Source organism: Virgibacillus sp. SK37 (genome assembly GCF_000725285.1).
In the GTDB taxonomy this organism is placed as follows: Bacteria; Bacillota; Bacilli; order Bacillales; family Amphibacillaceae; genus Virgibacillus_Q.
This window is the reverse complement of record NZ_CP007161.1, coordinates 390,077-409,870: the sequence shown is the minus strand read 5'-3', so window position 1 is coordinate 409,870 and position 19,794 is coordinate 390,077. Positions and strand designations below refer to the sequence as shown.

Genomic DNA, 19,794 nt, shown 5'->3' with positions numbered 1-19,794 from the left:
TACCTTACACCAGTCATAATCAAGCTGTAAGTAGCTGCAGATGTATTCTATCTCCGACCAAAGACTGATTTTTCTATAAGTTAGCAGAGAATTTTCGCTCCGTCACTAAACTTACCACAACATAAAATACAAATGAGATGAATACAGGCAATACGACGGAGTGCATTCCAAATGGCTTGGGGAAAAACTGATCTGACAATATATATAGTGCTACACCAGAAACCATAGATGCCAAAGCCCCATATTTATTTCCCTTTTTCCAATATAACCCCATTACAATTGGCCAGATAAATGCAGCCTCCAAGCCACCAAATGCAAACAAGTTTAACCAGATGATTAAATTTGGAGGATCTAAAGCCATTATGAATACAAAGATTCCTAAAAGCGCGGTGACTCCAAAACTTAATCGTTTCACCCGCTCATTAGATGCATTCGGCTGGATATAATTAAGATAAACATCCTTCACTAAAGTAGAGCTAACCAGCAATAAGAGTGAATCAACAGTGGACATTATTGCAGCCATGGGAGCCGCTAAAACGATACCTGCCAGCCAAGCAGGCATGACCTCTAAAGCAATTAAAGGCATTACTTTATCCCCTACTTCTATTCCAGGCAAAATCGGTCTGGCAAATACGCCAATTAAGTGCATGTTTAGCATGATTACACCAACCACTACTGTACCTATTATGATCGCACGGTGCATAGAACGAGAATTTTTGTAAGACATTGCACGCACTGCTATTTGAGGTAATGCTACCACCCCTACTCCTACCAGCAGCCAAAAAGAGGAAACATATGCAGGTGTAAGTGTACCCTCAGCCCCAAAAGGAGTAATCAGGTTTGGGTTTTCCATTCTTAAATCTGTGATGATGGAGGTAATCCCTCCACCGGCTATAATGACGGCTACAAGTAGAATCAACGTTCCAACAAACATAATACTTCCCTGAATAGCATCCGTTAAAGCAACAGCACGAAACCCGCCAATAGTGACGTAAATTAGTACAGATAAGGCAAAAATAAATAGTGCATTTATGTAGCTAATTCCTGTCAGCGACTCGATTAACCTTGCTCCACCAATCCATTGTGCAGCCATCGCTGAAAATAAAAAAATAATAATGCTAATAGCAGAAAGCAGAACTACCCACTTGGATTGGTACCTTTCTTTGAGAAAGTCAACCAAGGTTAAAGCGTTATACCGCCGTGTGACAACAGCAAACTTCTTGCCAAGAATCATAAGTACAAAATATCCGGTTGCCACTTGAGTCATCGCTAATAGGACCCATCCAAGCCCTTGGGTATAGGCAGTTCCAGGTCCACCGATAAAACTGCTCGCACTTCCATATGTAGCGGTCATTGTCATAGCAAGTAGAAAGCCGCCCATACTTCTCCCCCCAAGAAAGTAATCTTGAAGAAAGGAAGTGGATGAACGGAGTGATCTACCTGCCCAAACTCCAGCAGCGAAAATGATTAATAGAATTCCAATTAATGGTATGAGTGCTTGCCAATTCATTTCTCCTGCTCCTCTTCAAATGGGATCTCTACAAAAAACTTTTTCACAACTACCGTGACTAATACAGCCATAACGATGAACCCAACAACACAGCTGTAAAAAAACCAGGCAGGTAACCCAAATACATACGTGTATTCTTCCGGCTCTTTACTTCCCATGCCATAGGCAAAGCCATACCACCAGATAAAGTTAAAAATAACCAAGCCTACTCCTATTAATGCTTCTCTATGAGCAACCTTAAATGGATCCTCTTTTTCTCGCACGGCTAACTCTCCTTATATAATAAATAAATTAATATAAATATAACGTAAATGAGGCAAAGAAAAAAGAGAACCAACACGGCTCTCCTCTATTTTATAAAATGAATGGTCAACGGAAACCTATATCTTTCTCCCTGATAGGCTTTTACAGCTGCAACAATAGTAAGGATAAACACAATTATTCCGAGTATAATTAACATCAGAATACCAATTAGAATCAAAACTAATATCCCGCTAATAATACCATAAATAGTAAAAGAGACTAGGAAGTTAAAGTATTCTTTTCCATGATAATCGACAAATTCAGATTCTTCCCTTTTGAACAACCATATGAGTAAAGGACCCAATACAGGAAACGGAAAACTCAAAACATAGATGAGCATGGAAAATAAGCGATCGTCTTCTGTAGGCATATTCTCTTACCTCCTTTCTTTCAATTATAATACACAACTATAAGATATTAGAAGACTTTAAAATTGTTATTAATACTTGAAAACTTATTCAAATACGTATATAATCTTTAATGTACTCGGGGCATTAGCTCAGCTGGGAGAGCGCTTGTCTGGCAGACAAGAGGTCAGCGGTTCGAGCCCGCTATGCTCCATCTTTTAAAAGAAGCCATATTAATGGCTTCTTTTTTGTGTTCTAATGGCTCTACTATATATGTTTACGGTTACCCACAAGGAATAACTTTTGGCGTGATAGTAAATAGACGTTCCGAAAATATGTATGGCAAACAAATTATAGCTAGTTCCTGAATATCTGTGTTGGATACTCTCACTCTACTGCTGATTAATTCCTTTTTCCATTCAGAAAACCTTACGTATTTTTTATATCATGTGTTTTAGTTATCAAAAATGCGGTTATAGTCTGTATATCATTATAAAAGGATGTGACAGCATGAAAGCAGTTACTTTTCAAGGTAAGAAATCAATGATGGCGAAGGATGTAAAGGCTCCAGATGTTCAAGAACCAACTGATATGATTGTACGAATTACTGCAAGTGGTATTTGTGGTTCAGATCTTCACCTATATCATGGTGGGATTGTCCCAGAAAAAGATTATGTTGTTGGACATGAGCCAATGGGTATTGTAGAGGAAGTAGGCTCCAAAGTTAATAGCCTAAAAAAAGGCGACAGAGTAGTTATCCCTTTTAACATAGGTTGCGGTGAGTGTTTCTTCTGTAACAACCAAATGGAAAGCCAATGCGATAACTCTAACCCTCATGGTGAAGTTGGCGGTCTTTTCGGTTTTGCCGAACCGATGGGTAATTTCCCAGGTGGACAGGCAGAGTACCTAAGAGTTCCTTATGCAGATTTTACTTCATTTAAAGTACCTGAATCCAGTGAACTGAATGATGAGCAAGTAATGTTTTTATCGGACGTCCTACCAACAGCTTATTGGAGTGTTGAGCACAGTGGATTGAAAAAAGGAGATACAGCAGTCATTCTCGGTGCAGGACCAATTGGTTTAATGGCACAGAAATTTGCTTGGCTAAAAGGGGCAAAAAGAGTAATTGCTGTCGATCAAGTAGATTACCGACTCAAGCATGCAGAAAAAACAAATAATGTAGAAACATACAATTTCAAGGAACATAAAGAGATCGGTAAACTTCTCCATGAAGAAACCAAGGGTGGAGCTGAGGTCGTTATCGATTGTGTCGGCATGGACGGAACAGTACCGCCAGAAACGGAATTTGGTTCGGAAATGGATAACCAATTTGGAACAATTAGCCCAATTATCACTGCTTCCCAGGCGGTACGTAAATTTGGGACAGTACAATTGACTGGTGTATATGCTTCTGACGGAAATAATTTTCCTTTAGGTGATTTCTTTACACGCAATGTTTCCTTAAAAATGGGGCAAGCACCTGTCATTCATCTCATGCCAAAACTATATGATATGATTGAGAATAATGAATTCGATCCAACTGACATTATTACGCACAAAATGAAGCTGGACGATGCTGAAAAGGCCTATGATATTTTTGATAGAAAAGAAGATAATAGTATTAAAGTTATTTTCAAACCATAGAATTCCTTGGATTTGATGACAAAATACAATCTTCCTGTTATACTATGAATTGTCAAACAATTTAATATTAGTTGTACTACTAGGGGTGCCCACTTGGGCTGAGAGGAAAGATCCGACCCTTATGGACCTGATCTGGTTAATACCAGCGGAGGGAAGTAGTGGATAAATTATCTATCATCCAATCTACCGAAGCCAGGTCCATCTTATGGGTCTGGCTTTTTTGTATTCTTTTACGACTGATGAAGGGAGGTTTTATGTATGAATAAAACCCGTATGTTAACAACAATGGCCGTATTTGTAGCTATTGGTACAATAGGTTCCCAACTACTCTGGTTTCCTGCCGGTGTGGCAAAGGCTTATCCCGTACAGCACGCTGTTAATGTAATGGCAGCCGTATTACTTGGCCCTGGTCCAGCCGTTGGGATTGCATTTATGATTGGACTTCTACGAAACATGCTCGGGATCGGTACATTGCTAGCTTTTCCCGGGGGAATGATTGGCGCTTTTTTGGCTGGATATCTTTATCGCAAATTCGGCAAAAAGGCATGGGCCGCAGTTGGAGAAGCAATTGGTACTGGGATTATTGGATCTTTGTTTGCCGTTCCTTTCTCCAAAATATTGTTAGGAACTTCGTTTGGAGCGTTCTTTTTTATGCCTCCATTTCTTGTAAGTAGTGTCACAGGTGCCTTTATAGGATGGTTTATCGTCATCCGGGTGAAGCAAAGGCATGTGCTTCAGGTATAACCATACATAGTTAGCTGCGGTCCTCCTTTTACTAAATTGCCTTTTAAAATGTATGAGGATTAGCTTGAAGACTAACATTTTTAATAATTACAATTACACGTACAACATGCCCTTATTAAATTATTTGGTTTCCTATTATGCATAATTATTTGTAAGAAGGATTATTAAAACCAGACAGCGTTTTTTGATCTTAAAAATTATGAAAAGATGGTGATAGTTTATGAGTAAAGTAGCATGTGCACTTACAATCGCAGGCACAGACCCTTCAGGAGGAGCTGGCATCCAGGCAGACTTGAAAACATTTCAGGAACTGCAAACCTATGGCATGTCGGTACTTACCTCTATCGTAGCTCAGAATACGACAGGCGTACAGGACATTCATCATTTACCACTCAACATGATTGAACAGCAACTGGATTCTGTGTTATCAGATATGCCAGTCCATGCTTTTAAAACAGGAATGATTGCAAATACAGACATGATGCAGGTTATAGCAAGAAAGGTCTCGGATTTGGACGTACCTTATATCATGGATCCGGTCATGGTGGCGACTAGTGGGGACGCTCTTATAAATAAAGAGGCTCGTTCTTTCCTAAAGAAACATTTATTACCATTAACAGCAGTGGTTACCCCTAATATACCTGAGGCAGAGTTTATTACCGGTGAAAAAATAACTTCTACTGAGGACATGAAGCAAGCTGCAGAATATATTGTTAAAGAACTTGGTGCCGGAGCAGCCTTGGTAAAAGGTGGTCACATACAGGGAGAAGCCATTGATTTTCTTTTTGACGGTAAGGAATTGCACACGTTTACGGTAGAACGTATTAATACAAAAAACACACATGGTACAGGTTGTACGTACTCTGCAGCAATTACGGCATATCTAAGCAGAGGAGATACCTTAATAGAAGCAGTAAGAAAGTCTAAAGAGTTTGTTACTGCAGCGATTAAACATTCCTTATCATTAGGTTCTGGTAGTGGACCTACAAAACATTGGGCAATAAGAGAGGAAAAGGGTGTGAAGCATGTTTAGCAGACTTGGGGTTGAAGAACGAACATGTTTCATAACCAGTGAAACTTTTAGAGCAAAATTTTATACTTCGTTTAAGAAGGGGTGAAAGAATGAAATTTTCTATTATTCAAGAGGTACGGGAAAAGAACCCGCTTATTCATCATTTAACAAATAACGTGGTGATCAACTTTACAGCAAATGGTTTGCTCTCATTTGGTGGTTCACCAATTATGGCTAAAGCCCCAGAAGATGCGGGTACAATTGCTTCTGCAGCAGATGGAGTGCTTCTCAATATAGGCACAATAAAACAAGAAGAGGTCTCTGCAATGATTGAAGCAGGTAAAGCTGCAAACAAAAAAGGCGCACCTGTCGTGCTTGACCCTGTGGGTGTTGGCGCCAGTTCTTTTAGATCCTCCATTGTGAAGCAAATTTTAAAAGAAGTTCATGTAACAGCAATAAAAGGAAATGCTGGAGAACTTGCCTACCTCGTAAACATTCCTTGGGAAAGAAAGGGAGTCGAAGCCGTAGGTAGTGGTGATGCTGAAAAGGTCGCATTAAAGGTTGCGAGCACATATAATACGACGGCTATTATTACAGGGGAAACAGATATTGTGTGTAATGGGGGCGAATTGCTATACAACAAAACAGGGCATGCCATATTATCCAAGGTTACTGGAGCTGGTTGCCTTCTTGGTTCTATAGTAACCGCATGTCTTGCAACGGAGGGATCATCAGAAGCGCAAGCACTAACTGCAGTCTCCTTCTATGGCCTTGCTGCTGAATATGCTTACTCCAAAAAAGAGGTAAATGGTCCAGGCACTTTCTTACCTCATTTTATTGATGCGCTCGGCTATGATCCAGAAGAATTAAGGAATGGTCAGTCATGACTTATATCCATAGAATCCTGCGTAAATATTTTATAATGGGGAGCCAAAATTGCTTCCGGCCCCCTGCTGAAATTTTGAAAGAAGCTATTGCGGGAGGAATTACAGCATTTCAATTTCGAGAAAAAGGTGCTGGTTCCTTATCCGGGGACGCTAAGGTTGAACTTGGCAGTGAACTCAGGAAAATATGTAAGGAAAATCAAATACCTTTCTTTGTTAATGATGATGTAGATTTGGCGGAATTACTTCATGCAGATGGAATCCATGTTGGTCAGGATGATTTAAATGTAGAAGAAATCCGGTTGCGTTATCCGGATCTCCTTCTTGGTTTATCCGTATCCAATCCTTCCGAGGTAAAGGCAAGTCCGCTTCACCTTGTAGACTATATCGGAGCAGGCCCCATTTTTGCTACTACAACAAAAGATGATGCAAAACAAGCCGTGGGAACCGAGTGGATAGCAGCATTACGAAATGACTTCCCTGAACTCCCTATGGTTGGTATTGGAGGGATAAATACAGAAAATGCCGATAAAGTTATTAAGGCTGGCGCAGACGGCGTTGCTGTTATTTCCGTCATTACATCTGCAAAGGATATTAAAAAAGCTGTAAAAAGTATATAGACGGCAAGACCATTTGTGCACTATTATTCTATAAAAGATGGGATGAGAGAGATTCCCCCCCTCCCATCCCATCTGTTTATTTATATCGATCAGCAAAGATTCCCATGGCTGCACACATGAATTCTGCTAGCCCCTCGCCAAATTGGTCAATATTCTTAGTGAACCTCTCATCCTCGACATACATTTGGCCTAGCCCCTTAAAAACAGTTGGTGGGTAATCTCCTATTTTATTCAAATAATCATACCACTTTTTTATTCCCTCTTGAGCTATTTCGGATGCCGGATCCATGTGCCGTATTTCAGCTAATTTTCTGTATATATCGTTAAATTGTTGTTGAAGCTCTTTCTTATCATTTGCATTCATATGGTTTAATTTATTATTCGTTTGATCTACCGCATTATCGCCCCAACGTCTACGCGCTTCGTCTTCGTAAGGATTATTGCTGAAATCAAACCCTTCAAACCTTTCCTTCTTACTCATATTAACTTCTCCCTTCATATGCCTGATTGATTTGTTAATTGTCTTAATAACTTGATCCAATCTGTTTCGTTTTTCCAGAAGCAATTTCCGCTGCATTTCCAAAGCCTCTCTTTGGTCAAAACCCGGATCATTCATTATTTCTTTTATTTTCTTTAGCGGAAAACCAAGCTGTCTAAAAAACATAATTTGCTGTAGTTTTTCCAGATCCTGATCCGAGTACATACGATATCCAGATGGATTTGAATATTCTGGGGTTAAAAGACCAATCTGATCATAATAGTGTAATGTCCGCACACTGATACCTACTAAATCAGCCACTTCCTTTACCTTCATTTTTATCTCCTCCCTTCTTAACAAAACAATAAGCTATGACGTAACGTTAGAGTCAACAATATTTTGCTATTTATTTATAAAGTCATCAGTAACTTATTTTTACGCAAGATCGACAAAAACACCTCGAGTGCCTTTGTTTGAAATCGCGAATTTGTCACGATGGAAAATTTCCGTTGTAGTGGCAAACCAGCAACCTCCAATATTTTTAAATCGTTATTTTTCAACTCTTTTTGAATTGTCCATTGGGAGAGTAAACTTATACCTAAACCAACTTCAACTGATTCCTTTATAAGTTGTGTACTACTGAAATTCATAAGCTTTTCCGGCGATAAATTAAATTGCCTAAAAACTTTTTCTGTTGCTTCTCTTGTTCCAGAACCTTCCTCCCTGACCACCCACGTTTCCTTCTGCAAAGCTTCTCTTGGGATTTTTCCCTTTTTCTCCGTTAACGGATGGTTAACTGAAGCAACAACAACCATTGCATCCTCTGCCAGTTCTTCAGCAATTAACTTTTCATCAATAAATTGGCCTTCTATAATTCCAACATCTAATTGATTCGTAGCTACCAGATCTGAAATTTTAGTCGTATTACCAATCGTAACCTCTGGATGAATATCTGGATAGATATCCTGAAGACTGGAGATAATACGCGGAAGCACGTATTCACCAAATGTATAACTAGCACCAATAAACAATCGTCCACTTGCTTTATTAGTAAGGTCGTCAACTAAATTTTGCATTTTTGTATACAATCCCAATATCTCTTTTCCATGATGATATACAATTTCACCTGCTTTATTTAAACGAACGTATTTATTATTTCTCTCTAGCAATCTAGTTCCAATCATTTCCTCAAATGTTCGGATATATTGGCTAACCGCTGGCTGTGTCATATGATGTTCCTCAGCCGCACGTGAAAAGTTCTGCATTTCTGCTACAGTTAAAAAGATTTTTAGGTGTTGATCCATATGTCTACTCCCTCCACATAAATGGGTTATATACTTAACTATAACATTTTACTTATCGTATATATTATAATAATTTATTTTACTTATAGTAGTGACAGTTATATTCTAATAACAGGAGGTGTTGTTATGGCAACGGAAGCACAACAAATTAAAACACAAAAAGATCCCAATTCACTTCCTATGTGGATTGCTGGGGTAGCATTTACTTTTTTTATTGCATTTTTAGGATTTCTATTAGCGAAAGTTCCTGGTTTTAATCAAGTAGGGCAACTAGCATCTGCCATTATTATTGCTGTAGCTTATCGGCAGATTTTTGGGTACCCGGAAATGATTCGTCCTGGAATTACATTTTCAACTAAGAAATTGCTGAGATTGGCGATTATCTTATATGGCCTTAAATTAAATATTGATACAGTATTTCAGGATGGCCTGGGCCTGCTTGCCCGAGATGCTTTGATTATCGCATTCGCAATAGGGGTTACAGTTTGGTTGGCACGTGTATTTAAAGCAGATAAAAATATTTCCTTGCTACTGGGTGTTGGTACAGGAGTATGTGGAGCAGCAGCAATTGCTGCAGTCGCGCCAATTGTAAAAGCCAAAGATGAAGATACGGCAATCGGTGTGGGCATTATAGCTTTAATGGGTACTGTTTTTGCTATTCTTTATACCGTGTTAAGACCAATTTTGCCATTAGATGCTATCGATTATGGAATCTGGTCAGGAACCAGTCTGCATGAGCTTGCCCATGTTGCTATTGCTGCAGAGCCAGCAGGTGACAGTGCGCTTGCCATTGCTTTGCTCGCAAAGCTTGGTCGTGTATTTTTACTAGTACCCCTTTGTTTCATCTTCATTTATTTTATGAAGAGAAAAAGTAGAGGAAATGAGGAGGACCAGAATAAAGTCGCTTTTCCTTACTTTTTAATAGGATTCATTGTAATGAGTATTTTAGGAAGCTATGTATTTGGTGCAGGGCAAGCTTTACCAGTATCTGAAGGGGCTATGGAAGGTGTCTACACATTAACTGCTTGGTTACTAACAGCTGCAATGGTTGGACTCGGACTTAATGTCAGCCTGCAAGATTTACGAACAAGGGCCTTAAAGCCACTTATAGCAATGACGATTACATCAGTTTTCGTTTCTCTTTTAGCCTTTTTCATTATATAAATTAAGGGGGAGCAAGATGAATACAATTCTCTTAGCTACAGATGGATCAGCGTATTCGGAGCATGCAACTGAAATGGCGAAAACCTATTTAAAGGCATGGCCAGAGGCAAAACTAGTTGTATTGTATGTGACAGCAAAGGATTATTACGCCTATGACTTCATCCCCGATGTGGTCGATGAGGCTGAAAAGGAAATTACTGAACGTATCAAAAATACTATAGAGAAGCAGCTCGCTGATTCCCAAAATAAAGTTCATTTCCTTCATAAAACGGGGCATCCAAGTAAGACTATCTGCGATGTCGCGAATGAACAGGATGCTGACCTTATTATTTTAGGAAGTCACGGACGAGGTATTATTGATCGGGCCTTACTTGGCAGTGTTGCTCATGGTGTGCTTCAACGTGCCGAGCAACCTGTGCTCGTTGTTAAAAAATAAGATACTTATATCATATACTTACGAAAAATTAATGAGCCATATCCGAATACTACTTGTATTCGGATATGGTTTTTTAGGATTCTAATATATATTGGTATTATTCTATGATTCGCAAAATGGATAAACTAAGAAGTAACTTGGTAAAACTACAAACTTCTATTTTGGATAAAACTAATATAACTAGTCCCTAAATATCTAAGACATATTTCTTTCGCTCTCCTGCCGATTAATCTCTTCTGCAGCGGATACTTTTGTTCTGCTGCTAGTTAACCTCAACTCCCCGGGAATTATCGCTCTCAACTGTCGATAGTTTTTTTCGTTACGTCGGAGTGTCCTCCAACAATGAATGAACAATATACGTTTGGACCCCTACATTTGCATTAGAACCTCTTCACTTTGTTTCGTTCTTACATGATCAACCTGGCAAAGTTCCAACATCTTCCCCTGGATATCTTCAACAATAGTGGTAAAAGGTCATTTATCAAATTGTACCATTTAGGATAATCGCCCATACATATATAGACTTCTATCCATACAGTAAAGAGAAGGATTTATTGAAGGAGGATATATTAATGAATTATCAATATGAACCGGAAAATAATTATTATGAGGATGGAAGACAATTTAATCTACCTGGATATATGCTAAACCAAATCTTTGGAGGTGGCCAACAATTCCCAGGGCAACCTGGAGGATTTCCCGGGAGCCCACCACCCGGTTTCCCAGGGCAGCCTGGAGGGCCATTCCCTGGATTTCCTGGCGGAGGATTTCCCGGACAGCCTGGGGGCTTCCCTGGAGGAGATTTCCCAGGACAACAACCTTCCGCAGGACCACCTAGTTCGCCACCTCCGTCCTTCCAACCTACCCAACCACAAGTACAGCTATATGCTGTAGATCCGGGGGGAATCCGTGGGTGTCTTTATCGCTACACGTATATCTGGCTACGTAGAGATTCTTTCTGGTTCTACCCGACCTATGTAGGAAGAAAGTCAATTGCTGGATACAGATGGCAAGGGTACAGGTGGGTTTATTATGGAATTGACCTTGATAAAATTGATTCATATCAATGTTACTAGCTTATAATTATTAATTTATTTGACCACACAGTCACCTTTTCTTACTTTTTCATAAGGTAGTAAGGAAAGGAGGTTACTAATTATGTATCAATTAGCCGTTTTATTTTTAACAGCTGTCCTGGCCGGCTTTGCTTTAATTCTTGTGACTGAGGTTGCTGCAGCTTTCCTTACCTCTGCTACGATTGTTAATATACTTGTAGCTGTTGGGGCGATTGCTGTTATTGTCTTCGCATTAGCCATTCTGGTCATTGCCACAAAAACTTTATTAAATAAATGGGTAAGGTAACGTAATACGGGGTGAAGTCATTAAAAGTGACTTCACCCTTTTCTCATTGGTTTCTAATCTATTTATCATTCATTTCTCATCCTGCTAATCTATCATACAGGGTAAGGAGGAAGAAAAAATGGCAATAGAAATATTTAGAAGAAAGGAACAAAAGTATCTTATATCTATAGATCAATACAATGAATTAATACACCAAATATCGCCATATATGCGAGCTGATAAGTTCGGGGCAGAAGGTAGATATACGGTTAGCAGCTTGTATTTTGAAAGTAAGGATAACAAAATTTACTTTGAAACAAAAAACAAATTACGCTATCGTCAAAAACTGCGTCTACGCGTTTATAATGACACGGATAAAAATGGTACTGCCTTTTTTGAGGTAAAGCAGAAGCATAAAAAGGTTGTTAATAAGCGGCGCATGGTACTACCTTTATCAGAAGCATATCGTTATCTGGAGAACGCCCAGGGAGAGTCTTTGGAATTAATTCATACTTCTAATTTACAAGTATTAAGAGAAATTGATTACTTTCGTCACCTTTATAAACTGGAACCAGGCATGATTGTCAGCTATGACAGGCATGCATTGCATGGCTTATACGATAAAAATCTGCGAATTACCTCAAGATATGGCTGTGCTAGAAGTTAAAGTGGATGATAGTGTTCCGTTATGGCTAACAAGAATATTGCAGCAATTAAACTGCGAGCAAAGAAGTGCATCAAAATATTGCACTAGCATGGAGCTGTTAAAAAAAGAGTCCTTGCCTAACGGAATTTCAAAAGAACTAATAGAAATTGGAGGAAGATAAAATGGAGATTTTTGATCAGTTAGCTAACGGTTTTAATGGAACGAACTCATCTATCCTTATGAGTTTGGTTGCAATGGCTATTGCAGCAGTTTTAAGTTTAATCATAACAAAAATTTATCATATTACTTTTACAGGAGAAAGATACTCCCAAGCATTTGTCCATACAATTATTATTATGAGTGTGGTTGTGTCCGTTGTAATGAATGTCGTTAGTGGTAATGCTGGAGTTGCCTTTGGACTATTTGCCGTATTTTCTCTTATCCGCTTTCGTAGTGCTGTAACTGACGCAAAGGATATTGCTTATATCTTCTTTGGTTTATGTGTAGGTATGACAAGCGGTTTTTTTCAATTTGACTTAGCAGTTATTTTGACTGTTTTTGCAAGCTTATTATTCTACTTACTTTATAAGTTTGAATACGGAAAGGGCAAGGATACACAAATTCTAAAGGTTACTGTTCCAGAAAATCTTAACCATGAAAACCTGCTTGATGATATATTTATCGAATATACACTCAGTCATGATCTACGCCAAGTGGAAACAACGAACTTAGGTACCATGATATTATACACATACTCTATTAGAAGTAAAAATGCTACCAAGGATAAAGAATTGCTTGATAGAATTCGTGAAAAAACGCGAATTTAAAAGTTTCACTAACTTACCTGTAAACCATGTGAGGTTATTTATTTTGAAAAGGTTAATCCGCAGCAGAGCGTAACTCTCCGCCGTACTAAATTAAGATAAAAAAGGTTCTCAGACAAATGTGGTGAAGTGAACATCACATCACCACATTTAAGTATAGGAATCCAGAAAAAACCCTAATGTCTTGGCATTAGGGTTACAAATTATTTTTCCACTTTATCTACTTTTTTCCTCATTTCACGTTCCCAGATTAACCCTTGATCCAATGCCATTTTTCTGGCAATTTTAGGTGCACTCCATAGAGGAGACAGAAGGAGCAAGGATACCGGTACTGCGGTAATTACTATTGAATTCTGGATAGAGGCTATACTGTCTTCCCCGATAGATAGGATCATCACAGTGGTAACTCCAAATATTAGTGCCCAGAAAACACGTAACCATCGTTTCGGACTATCATTTCCCGTTAAAGTCGCAGCAACTGTGTATGACATTGTATCAACTGTAGTTGCTACAAAAATAACAGAAACTAATAGGAATCCAAGACCTATCCACATTCCTAAAGGTAATTGATCTGTAATCGCCAAAACAGCTGCAGGCATTCCGCCCTCATTTAGCGCATTGGAAATCGAACCAGGATGTTCCTTTTCAAAGAATACACCAGTTCCACCAACAACGGAAAACCAAAAGTTGTTAACAATTGGGGCAACAAGGGAAACAGCAATAATCAAATCCCTAATTGTTCTTCCTCTTGAAATACGAGTAATGAATACAATTAACATTGGAGCATATCCGATAAACCATCCCCAGAAGAATATAGTCCAAGATCCAAGCCATGCATGATCTCCCCGATACAAACTCATTGTAAGAAAGTTTTGCAGCTGGAATCCTGTTCCTCCGATAAACGAGTCAATAATAAACATCGTCGGCCCAATGATTAGGACGAGGACAGCAAGTACAATGGTCAGCCCCACATTATATCTGCTTAACGTAAGAATACCTCGGTCTACTCCGGTAGCTGCTGAAATCGCCGCAATACCCGCTAAACTTAAAACAATTATAATACTTACCGTTAGCGTGTTTGGGACATTGAAAAGGCTATTTAGGCCATAGGATATTTGCAAACCAAGAAATCCTAGCGGCCCTAATGTACCTGCGACGGTTGAAATAACAGAAAAGACATCTGCCGTAGTTCCCAACGCACTATTTTTATATATTTTTTCACCAAATATAGGATATAATAATCCTCTTGGTCGTAGTGGGAGGCCTTTATTATAGTGAACATACATCATCACTATAGTTGCAAGTGTTCCAAGAATGGCCCAAGCAAGAAACCCCCAATGCAAAAAGGACTGCCCGAATGCTGCTGCTATATTATTAAACTCCCCACCGCCAAATAACGGTGGTGTACTCATATAATGGTACATTGGCTCCGAAGCCGCCCAAAAGACACCTCCGCTTGCCAGTAAGGTAACCAAGATCATGGCTATCCAGCGAAAATAACTGTACTTAGGCTTACTTTGTTTTCCTAAACGCACCTTCCCATACTTGGAAAACGCCAAATATAGTCCAATAAGAAAATTACCAAGTAATAATAACTGCCAATAACCTCCAAAAATCTCTGCTGCATATCCAAATAATAATCCAATTGCACTATCCACCATCTCACTATTTAACAAAGACAATAGGATAAATAAAATTAGAAAACCTCCACTAAATATAAAAACGGGCCAATCTAATTTGTTCCTCTTAAAAAAATCCACGATTTTCCTCCTAATTAATTTAGGAGCAAGTGCCAAAATACGACCATTGGATGGAACGAAATATGAAATCTCTCTCTATAACCATAAATGCTCTGCCATCAGCTTGCTCTTTTTTTAAAATACAATGTTTAATTATAGGTAAATCTAATTCCGTCGTCAAATTTTCTAATTGCCTTTTTCGTTTTGCGTTTATTCTATGTAATATAATCGAATTCTAAACTTAAAGTACAAAAATAAGGTTTATTCATATGTTAGTCATTTACAATTTAAAATGTCTACATGTACTTTACCTACTTTATGATAAACATTTCAGCTCGTTTTCTTTCTCTCTCATACCCTTTTTACTAAACATGAAAACCCGCTTTTTTGGATGCTTTGTCCGTCATAACTTCAATGAGATACATAGTTATTTTTAAAAAAATAGACCGCCTTATCATAAGACGGTCAACCATTATTTTCTATTAATTATATCCTCTACGGTATCTTCCACTTCATTACGGGACATTTTTTCCTGCCCATTTTCCATTGCTTTTAATGTTTTCTTAGCCAAAGCGAGAGGAATTCGGCAAAAAAGAAGGATATTGCGAGTTTTTATTACTTTGATATATTCATCAGCCTGCTTTAAATTACGTTTAGCATATGTAAACATGTCTTCTCTCGTCCATCCATCTGGTATAAATTGGACGCCGCGTTCAGCATCTTCCTTTTGATTTCTGATCATATTCACTGCCTGCAACCCTCTTCCGTAGCCAATTGCAAGTTCACGATCCGTCTTTGTTCCATCATACCATTCCCAGATATCAGACAACATAACTCCAACCAATCCTGCAACATAATACGTATAATCATCCAGATCTTCCTTTGTATGAATGATCCAGTCTTTCTCTGTCCATTTTGCCATCCCCTCTGCCATGATGGCAGTGGATTCCGTTACTTTATCCGTTATTCCTTCTGGACACACTTCAATCCAATCACCTAGTCTGAGAGTTACTTCAGGCAAGACAGATTCATAGGGCTTCACAAGTTTTACATAAGCCTCTTCATCAAATTCGGTTTTCAAAAGTTTAGCCGTTTCCCTGAGTAGCTGTTGTTTCGTATCTGAAGAAAGCTGCTCATGGTCCTCTATCTCATCAATTGCTCGCATGCAAAGGTACGCTGAAGCAACCGTTTTCTTTAAAGTAGGCTTTAGTAAATTAATTGGAATATTAAATGTTCTGCTTGTTTGTTTTAAAACACGCATGGCATCTTTTTGTACATCTTGGTTATTCAAACCTGTTTCCTCCCTCAACCGGTTAATACCTTAATTTCATTAAAACGTTTCGTATCTCCGTATCTTTTACCACAATATCTTTATACTTTCTGGTAATTTCCGTCAAGGCTATATCATGATAAAAGAATTCTGTAAAAAACTTAACAAGTGGACGCGATTGCGTACGAATTGCTTGCCACTCCATGTTTTCTATACCGGCAAAAAGCATTTCCCGCTCGTCAATAATTATGGTCCGACTTTGTTCCAGGCTATCATGGTAATCATCAGGAATAAGGACAGAAACATCAGAAAGGACTGTTTCTAACTGACCAATCACATGCATGGTAACTTGAAGCCCCTGTGCATACTTGTTTTCTAGTAAGGGTAGTACATTCTGTAAATCCTCTGCCCAACCTGAGATAAAGATAGAAGCAGTTGCTTCCTGGATTAACTCTTTTAAGACAACCTGTATAGACTGATCATCCTTCAATGTCCAGACACGATCATCTGTAGGTATATCTGTTGCTTCCATCTTTTTTAACTTTTCTATTTTATAGTTAAAGTCACCTTTTAATTTTTCAACTAACATTTCTATCGGCAAAGCAGCATATACTCTTTTCTTTTCCGTTGTTGATTCAAGGATTACACCTTTTTCACCCAAACGATGAAGTACCTCATAAACTTTAGCACGCGGCACGCCAGAGCGTTTGACAACCCTAGACGGATCCAGAGGTTCATTGCTTGTAGCCAAGGCTTGATAAACTTGGCTTTCATATTGAGTAAAACCAAATTGTTGTAGCATAATTATAATCTCCCTGAAACTTCCTTTATATCATCTATAATAGCATAAATTCACTTATTTGTTTAAAAGAGAACTTGCTCTTGTTTTTTCTCACCATACGAGTTACTATTATAGTGGTAACTTAATGGAGAGGGAAATGAATAATGGATAAACGTGTTTATTTACTAACAATCGTTTCATTTGTAGTAGGAATGGTCGAATTAATTATAGGTGGTATACTTGATTTAGTGGCAACAGACTTGGGTATCAGTCTAGGAAAGGCCGGTATGCTTATTACCGTATTCTCACTCGTCTTTGCAATTGCTGCTCCAATTCTCTTATCAGCTACCAACAAAATAGAAAGAAAGAAGCTTACGCTGATTTCACTTGTAATATTTCTAGCAGGTAATATGCTAGCAGTAATAAGTCCAACCTATACCATATTATTTGTAGCTCGAATCATTTCAGCAGCGAGTGGCTCTTTGCTTGTGGTTTTATGTATTACCATTGCTTCTAATATTGTAAAGCCAAATTACCGAGGAAGAGCGATAGGAATTGTAATGATGGGTGTTAGTGGCTCTCTAGTTTTAGGAGTACCACTTGGGCTAATGCTTGGTAATGCATTTGGTTGGCGAGCACCATTTATGTTGATATCTGTATTAACTGTATTCTCTTTTCTCGGGGTCTACTTTTTCATGGGTAAAATTGCTCCAAAACCATCAATTTCTTTAATTAAGCAGGTAGCTACTTTAAAAAACCGGAAAATATTCTTTGCTCAATTGACTACCTTTTTATTTTTGGCAGGGCATTTAACGCTTTATGCGTATTTAACTCCTTTCTTAAAATCAACAATGGGGTTAGACGGGACATGGGTAAGTATTGTTTACTTACTATTTGGAGTGGCAGCAGTATTCGGTGGCGGCATTGGAGGTACATTCGCTGATAAATTCGGTGCCAAGCCTACCATTATTGGCGTAATTATTATTTTTGGTGTAGCTATTTTTAGCATTCCATATACAACCTTTGCAGTACCAGTATTTTTGATTGTCATGATCATTTGGAGCATGATGAGTTGGGCAATTACTCCCGCATTACAGAGTTATTTGATCGAAGCAGCTCCTGAAACCTCAGATATACAACAAAGCTTAAATAATTCTGCGCTTCACTTTGGAATTGCCTTTGGATCTTTCCTCGGAGGGCTTGTTATTGAGCAATCAGGGGTAGAGCATAATGCCACAGTTGGTGGATTTTTCGTTATAATCGCTTTAGCTACTGCTACAATTTCTATGGTAAAGATGAGAAGCAAGGCGATAGCATAACTTTAATATTTTTTATTATAAAATCCTACTTCAACGTCTGAGGTAGGATTTTTTTGCTCTATGATTACAAATGTATAATTTTGTTACTTTCTAATAAGACTATACTATGCAACCTAATACAACGGTGAATTGGAGTGATCACTTTGGAAGAAAATTATGAGGAACTGGAAAATTATTTTGATCAATCTATTATGGATTATAAACAAGGAAGCAGCAGATTTGAGAAAAGCTTCCCTAAAGTTACCAAAGCATATTTTGATTTCACAGACGCTTGTTTTGAAAAAGGAGCTATTGATAAGAAAGAAAAGCAACTAATTGCCCTTGGTATCAGTGTTTATGCCCAAGATGAATACTGCATCATTTACCACACAAAGGGAGCAGTAGACAACGGAGCAACAGAAGAGGAATTTATGGAGGCTATTTCAGTTAGTGCAGCTTTAGGAGGAGGCGCTGCCTTCGCTCAAGGAGTAACGTTAGCGATGGATACGTTTGATCACTACAAAATGAAACAGTGATGTTCGCATAAATTGAAGAGAAAAAGGGTAGCACAAGCCACCTCTTTTTCTCTTTTGAAATAGTTCACAAATAGACCTGTCCTATTTTGCAATCATCTTTTTCACATGAGTAGAATACAATTCTTCCATATGCGGTGCACCCGATTTAGAAAACCGTAATTGCTTTTTCGGACCTTTACCCCAAGATTTGTATACTGTGATAGACGGTTTTAAATTCTGTTCCTTTGCAAATGCTCTTAATGATTTCAGTATAAAATTTAATTTAGATAGATTTCCATTTGTCACTCGTTCCAGGTAAGGAATACGTTTAAAGCGCCATTCTTCTACTTGTTTTGGTGTTAAGGTTTCCATTTTCACAAATAGATCAACCGGGCTGACATACCCTTTCTCCTGGATTAATTCAGCAGCAAATCTGCGTACCCTTTGTTCATTTTTCTTATTACTCATAAAAACTTCCTTCTTTTTTAATTTATATTATTAAATGGGGACCTTCTTATAACCTTCATCACACATTCTACAATTTAAGCACAGGAAAATACAATACTTTCCCAAAAACTCCCTTGTAATAAGGTACTTGAATTTCCCCTATTCATTCTCTAATTAATCAACAAACCATCTTGTCCGTTCCCTAAATTAATTTATAGTTTTGTAATTCAGTAAACAAGGTGTCTCGCCATCACCTTGTATCATTTTTATACTATTTGTTTTTACGAAATATGGCTGTTAATACAATTCCAGCACCTAATCCGATTGCTCCTCCCACTTCCAGTTCTCCAAAAAGAAGCCCAACACCAGACCCTACAGACAGACAAGATATAAAAATAAGCCCTACTCCCGAATAGTTCATTATTATTAACCCCCAGCGATTATCTTCCTTTTCTTTAACTTATTACAATTGCTTCGTTTTTGTTAC

The 19,794-nt window shown here is 38.3% G+C and carries 24 protein-coding genes, 1 tRNA gene and 1 riboswitch; of the genes, 15 read left to right on the top strand and 10 right to left on the bottom strand.

The annotated features are described in order from the left end of the window. Positions 1-73 precede the first annotated feature (73 nt). The 3 genes from panF to X953_RS02120 form a co-directional block, all read right to left on the bottom strand. Positions 74-1,510, bottom strand: coding sequence for a sodium/pantothenate symporter (gene panF / locus X953_RS02130; protein WP_040954158.1), 1,437 nt, complete (start codon positions 1,508-1,510; stop codon positions 74-76). Next, positions 1,507-1,773 (bottom strand): YhdT family protein, encoded by a 267-nt coding sequence (locus X953_RS02125; protein WP_040954157.1) that lies wholly within the window; start codon positions 1,771-1,773, stop codon positions 1,507-1,509. The genes panF and X953_RS02125 overlap by 4 nt, the downstream gene beginning before the upstream one ends. Positions 1,774-1,859: 86 nt before the next feature. Beyond that, entirely contained in the window at positions 1,860-2,183 is a 324-nt protein-coding gene (locus X953_RS02120) for a DUF4870 domain-containing protein (protein WP_040954156.1), read from the bottom strand. A 118-nt stretch (positions 2,184-2,301) separates the two neighbouring features. Here X953_RS02120 and X953_RS02115 point away from each other — a divergent pair. From X953_RS02115 to thiE, 6 genes are all read left to right on the top strand, one after another. Then, positions 2,302-2,374: transfer RNA gene (locus X953_RS02115), tRNA-Ala, on the top strand. Positions 2,375-2,670: 296 nt separating this feature from the next. After that, entirely contained in the window at positions 2,671-3,804 is a 1,134-nt protein-coding gene (locus X953_RS02110; RefSeq protein WP_040954155.1) for a zinc-dependent alcohol dehydrogenase, read from the top strand. 71 nt (positions 3,805-3,875) lie between these two features. After that, a riboswitch (TPP riboswitch) is annotated at positions 3,876-3,975 on the top strand. Positions 3,976-4,062: 87 nt separating this feature from the next. After that, positions 4,063-4,548 (top strand): energy coupling factor transporter S component ThiW, encoded by a 486-nt coding sequence (thiW, locus tag X953_RS02105; RefSeq protein WP_040954154.1) that lies wholly within the window; start codon positions 4,063-4,065, stop codon positions 4,546-4,548. 220 nt (positions 4,549-4,768) lie between these two features. Further along, positions 4,769-5,581 carry a bifunctional hydroxymethylpyrimidine kinase/phosphomethylpyrimidine kinase gene (thiD, locus tag X953_RS02100; protein ID WP_040954153.1) on the top strand — a complete coding sequence of 271 codons (813 nt, stop codon included), beginning with the start codon at positions 4,769-4,771 and terminating at the stop codon, positions 5,579-5,581. Between the two features lie 89 nt (positions 5,582-5,670). Beyond that, positions 5,671-6,447, top strand: coding sequence for a hydroxyethylthiazole kinase (thiM, locus tag X953_RS02095; protein ID WP_040954152.1), 777 nt, complete (start codon positions 5,671-5,673; stop codon positions 6,445-6,447). Next, complete coding sequence (thiE, locus tag X953_RS02090; protein ID WP_040954151.1) at positions 6,444-7,064, top strand: thiamine phosphate synthase; 621 nt, start codon at positions 6,444-6,446, stop codon at positions 7,062-7,064. The genes thiM and thiE overlap by 4 nt, the downstream gene beginning before the upstream one ends. Positions 7,065-7,140: 76 nt before the next feature. Here thiE and X953_RS02085 read toward each other — a convergent pair whose 3' ends face one another. Together X953_RS02085 and X953_RS02080 are read right to left on the bottom strand one after the other, a co-directional pair. Beyond that, complete coding sequence (locus X953_RS02085; RefSeq protein WP_040956920.1) at positions 7,141-7,884, bottom strand: MerR family transcriptional regulator; 744 nt, start codon at positions 7,882-7,884, stop codon at positions 7,141-7,143. A 68-nt stretch (positions 7,885-7,952) separates the two neighbouring features. Then, positions 7,953-8,846, bottom strand: coding sequence for a LysR family transcriptional regulator (locus X953_RS02080; protein ID WP_040954150.1), 894 nt, complete (start codon positions 8,844-8,846; stop codon positions 7,953-7,955). Positions 8,847-8,972: 126 nt separating this feature from the next. On the opposite strand from X953_RS02080, the gene X953_RS02075 reads away from it, so the two are divergent. From X953_RS02075 to X953_RS02050, 7 genes are all read left to right on the top strand, one after another. Beyond that, complete coding sequence (locus X953_RS02075) at positions 8,973-10,010, top strand: YeiH family protein (protein WP_040954149.1); 1,038 nt, start codon at positions 8,973-8,975, stop codon at positions 10,008-10,010. A 16-nt stretch (positions 10,011-10,026) separates the two neighbouring features. Next, the gene (locus X953_RS02070; protein ID WP_040954148.1) at positions 10,027-10,446 is read left to right on the top strand and encodes a universal stress protein; all 420 of its coding nucleotides are present in this window, start codon (positions 10,027-10,029) and stop codon (positions 10,444-10,446) included. Between the two features lie 572 nt (positions 10,447-11,018). Continuing rightward, on the top strand, positions 11,019-11,522 hold the full coding sequence (locus X953_RS02065) for a hypothetical protein (RefSeq protein WP_040954147.1): 504 nt from the start codon (positions 11,019-11,021) through the stop codon (positions 11,520-11,522). Between the two features lie 82 nt (positions 11,523-11,604). Beyond that, a complete protein-coding gene (locus X953_RS02060; RefSeq protein WP_040954146.1) occupies positions 11,605-11,808 on the top strand; it encodes a hypothetical protein in 204 nt (67 codons plus the stop codon). Between the two features lie 118 nt (positions 11,809-11,926). Continuing rightward, the gene (locus tag X953_RS02055; RefSeq protein WP_052350017.1) at positions 11,927-12,454 is read left to right on the top strand and encodes a polyphosphate polymerase domain-containing protein; all 528 of its coding nucleotides are present in this window, start codon (positions 11,927-11,929) and stop codon (positions 12,452-12,454) included. Further along, entirely contained in the window at positions 12,378-12,614 is a 237-nt protein-coding gene (locus tag X953_RS20365; protein ID WP_369792715.1) for a VTC domain-containing protein, read from the top strand. The genes X953_RS02055 and X953_RS20365 overlap by 77 nt, the downstream gene beginning before the upstream one ends. A gap of 1 nt (position 12,615) precedes the next feature. After that, entirely contained in the window at positions 12,616-13,260 is a 645-nt protein-coding gene (locus tag X953_RS02050; RefSeq protein ID WP_232217763.1) for a DUF4956 domain-containing protein, read from the top strand. A gap of 200 nt (positions 13,261-13,460) precedes the next feature. On the opposite strand, the gene X953_RS02045 is transcribed toward X953_RS02050, so the two are convergent. The 3 genes from X953_RS02045 to X953_RS02035 form a co-directional block, all read right to left on the bottom strand. After that, positions 13,461-15,017, bottom strand: coding sequence for a BCCT family transporter (locus tag X953_RS02045; protein WP_040954145.1), 1,557 nt, complete (start codon positions 15,015-15,017; stop codon positions 13,461-13,463). A gap of 451 nt (positions 15,018-15,468) precedes the next feature. Next, positions 15,469-16,257, bottom strand: coding sequence for a phytoene/squalene synthase family protein (locus X953_RS02040; protein WP_040956918.1), 789 nt, complete (start codon positions 16,255-16,257; stop codon positions 15,469-15,471). Positions 16,258-16,309: 52 nt separating this feature from the next. Then, a complete protein-coding gene (locus X953_RS02035; protein ID WP_040954144.1) occupies positions 16,310-17,068 on the bottom strand; it encodes a TrmB family transcriptional regulator in 759 nt (252 codons plus the stop codon). A gap of 143 nt (positions 17,069-17,211) precedes the next feature. Between X953_RS02035 and X953_RS02030 the strand changes: the two genes are divergently transcribed. Next, on the top strand, positions 17,212-18,366 hold the full coding sequence (locus tag X953_RS02030; protein WP_040954143.1) for an MFS transporter: 1,155 nt from the start codon (positions 17,212-17,214) through the stop codon (positions 18,364-18,366). Positions 18,367-18,509: 143 nt separating this feature from the next. Then, positions 18,510-18,881, top strand: a complete 372-nt coding sequence (locus X953_RS02025) for a carboxymuconolactone decarboxylase family protein (RefSeq protein WP_232217761.1) — start codon at positions 18,510-18,512, stop codon at positions 18,879-18,881. An 81-nt stretch (positions 18,882-18,962) separates the two neighbouring features. Here X953_RS02025 and X953_RS02020 read toward each other — a convergent pair whose 3' ends face one another. Together X953_RS02020 and X953_RS19690 are read right to left on the bottom strand one after the other, a co-directional pair. Further along, the gene (locus X953_RS02020; RefSeq protein WP_040954142.1) at positions 18,963-19,328 is read right to left on the bottom strand and encodes a hypothetical protein; all 366 of its coding nucleotides are present in this window, start codon (positions 19,326-19,328) and stop codon (positions 18,963-18,965) included. A 250-nt stretch (positions 19,329-19,578) separates the two neighbouring features. After that, positions 19,579-19,728: a hypothetical protein gene (locus X953_RS19690; protein ID WP_156958432.1), complete on the bottom strand. Its 150-nt coding sequence runs from the start codon at positions 19,726-19,728 to the stop codon at positions 19,579-19,581. Positions 19,729-19,794: the final 66 nt, after the last annotated feature.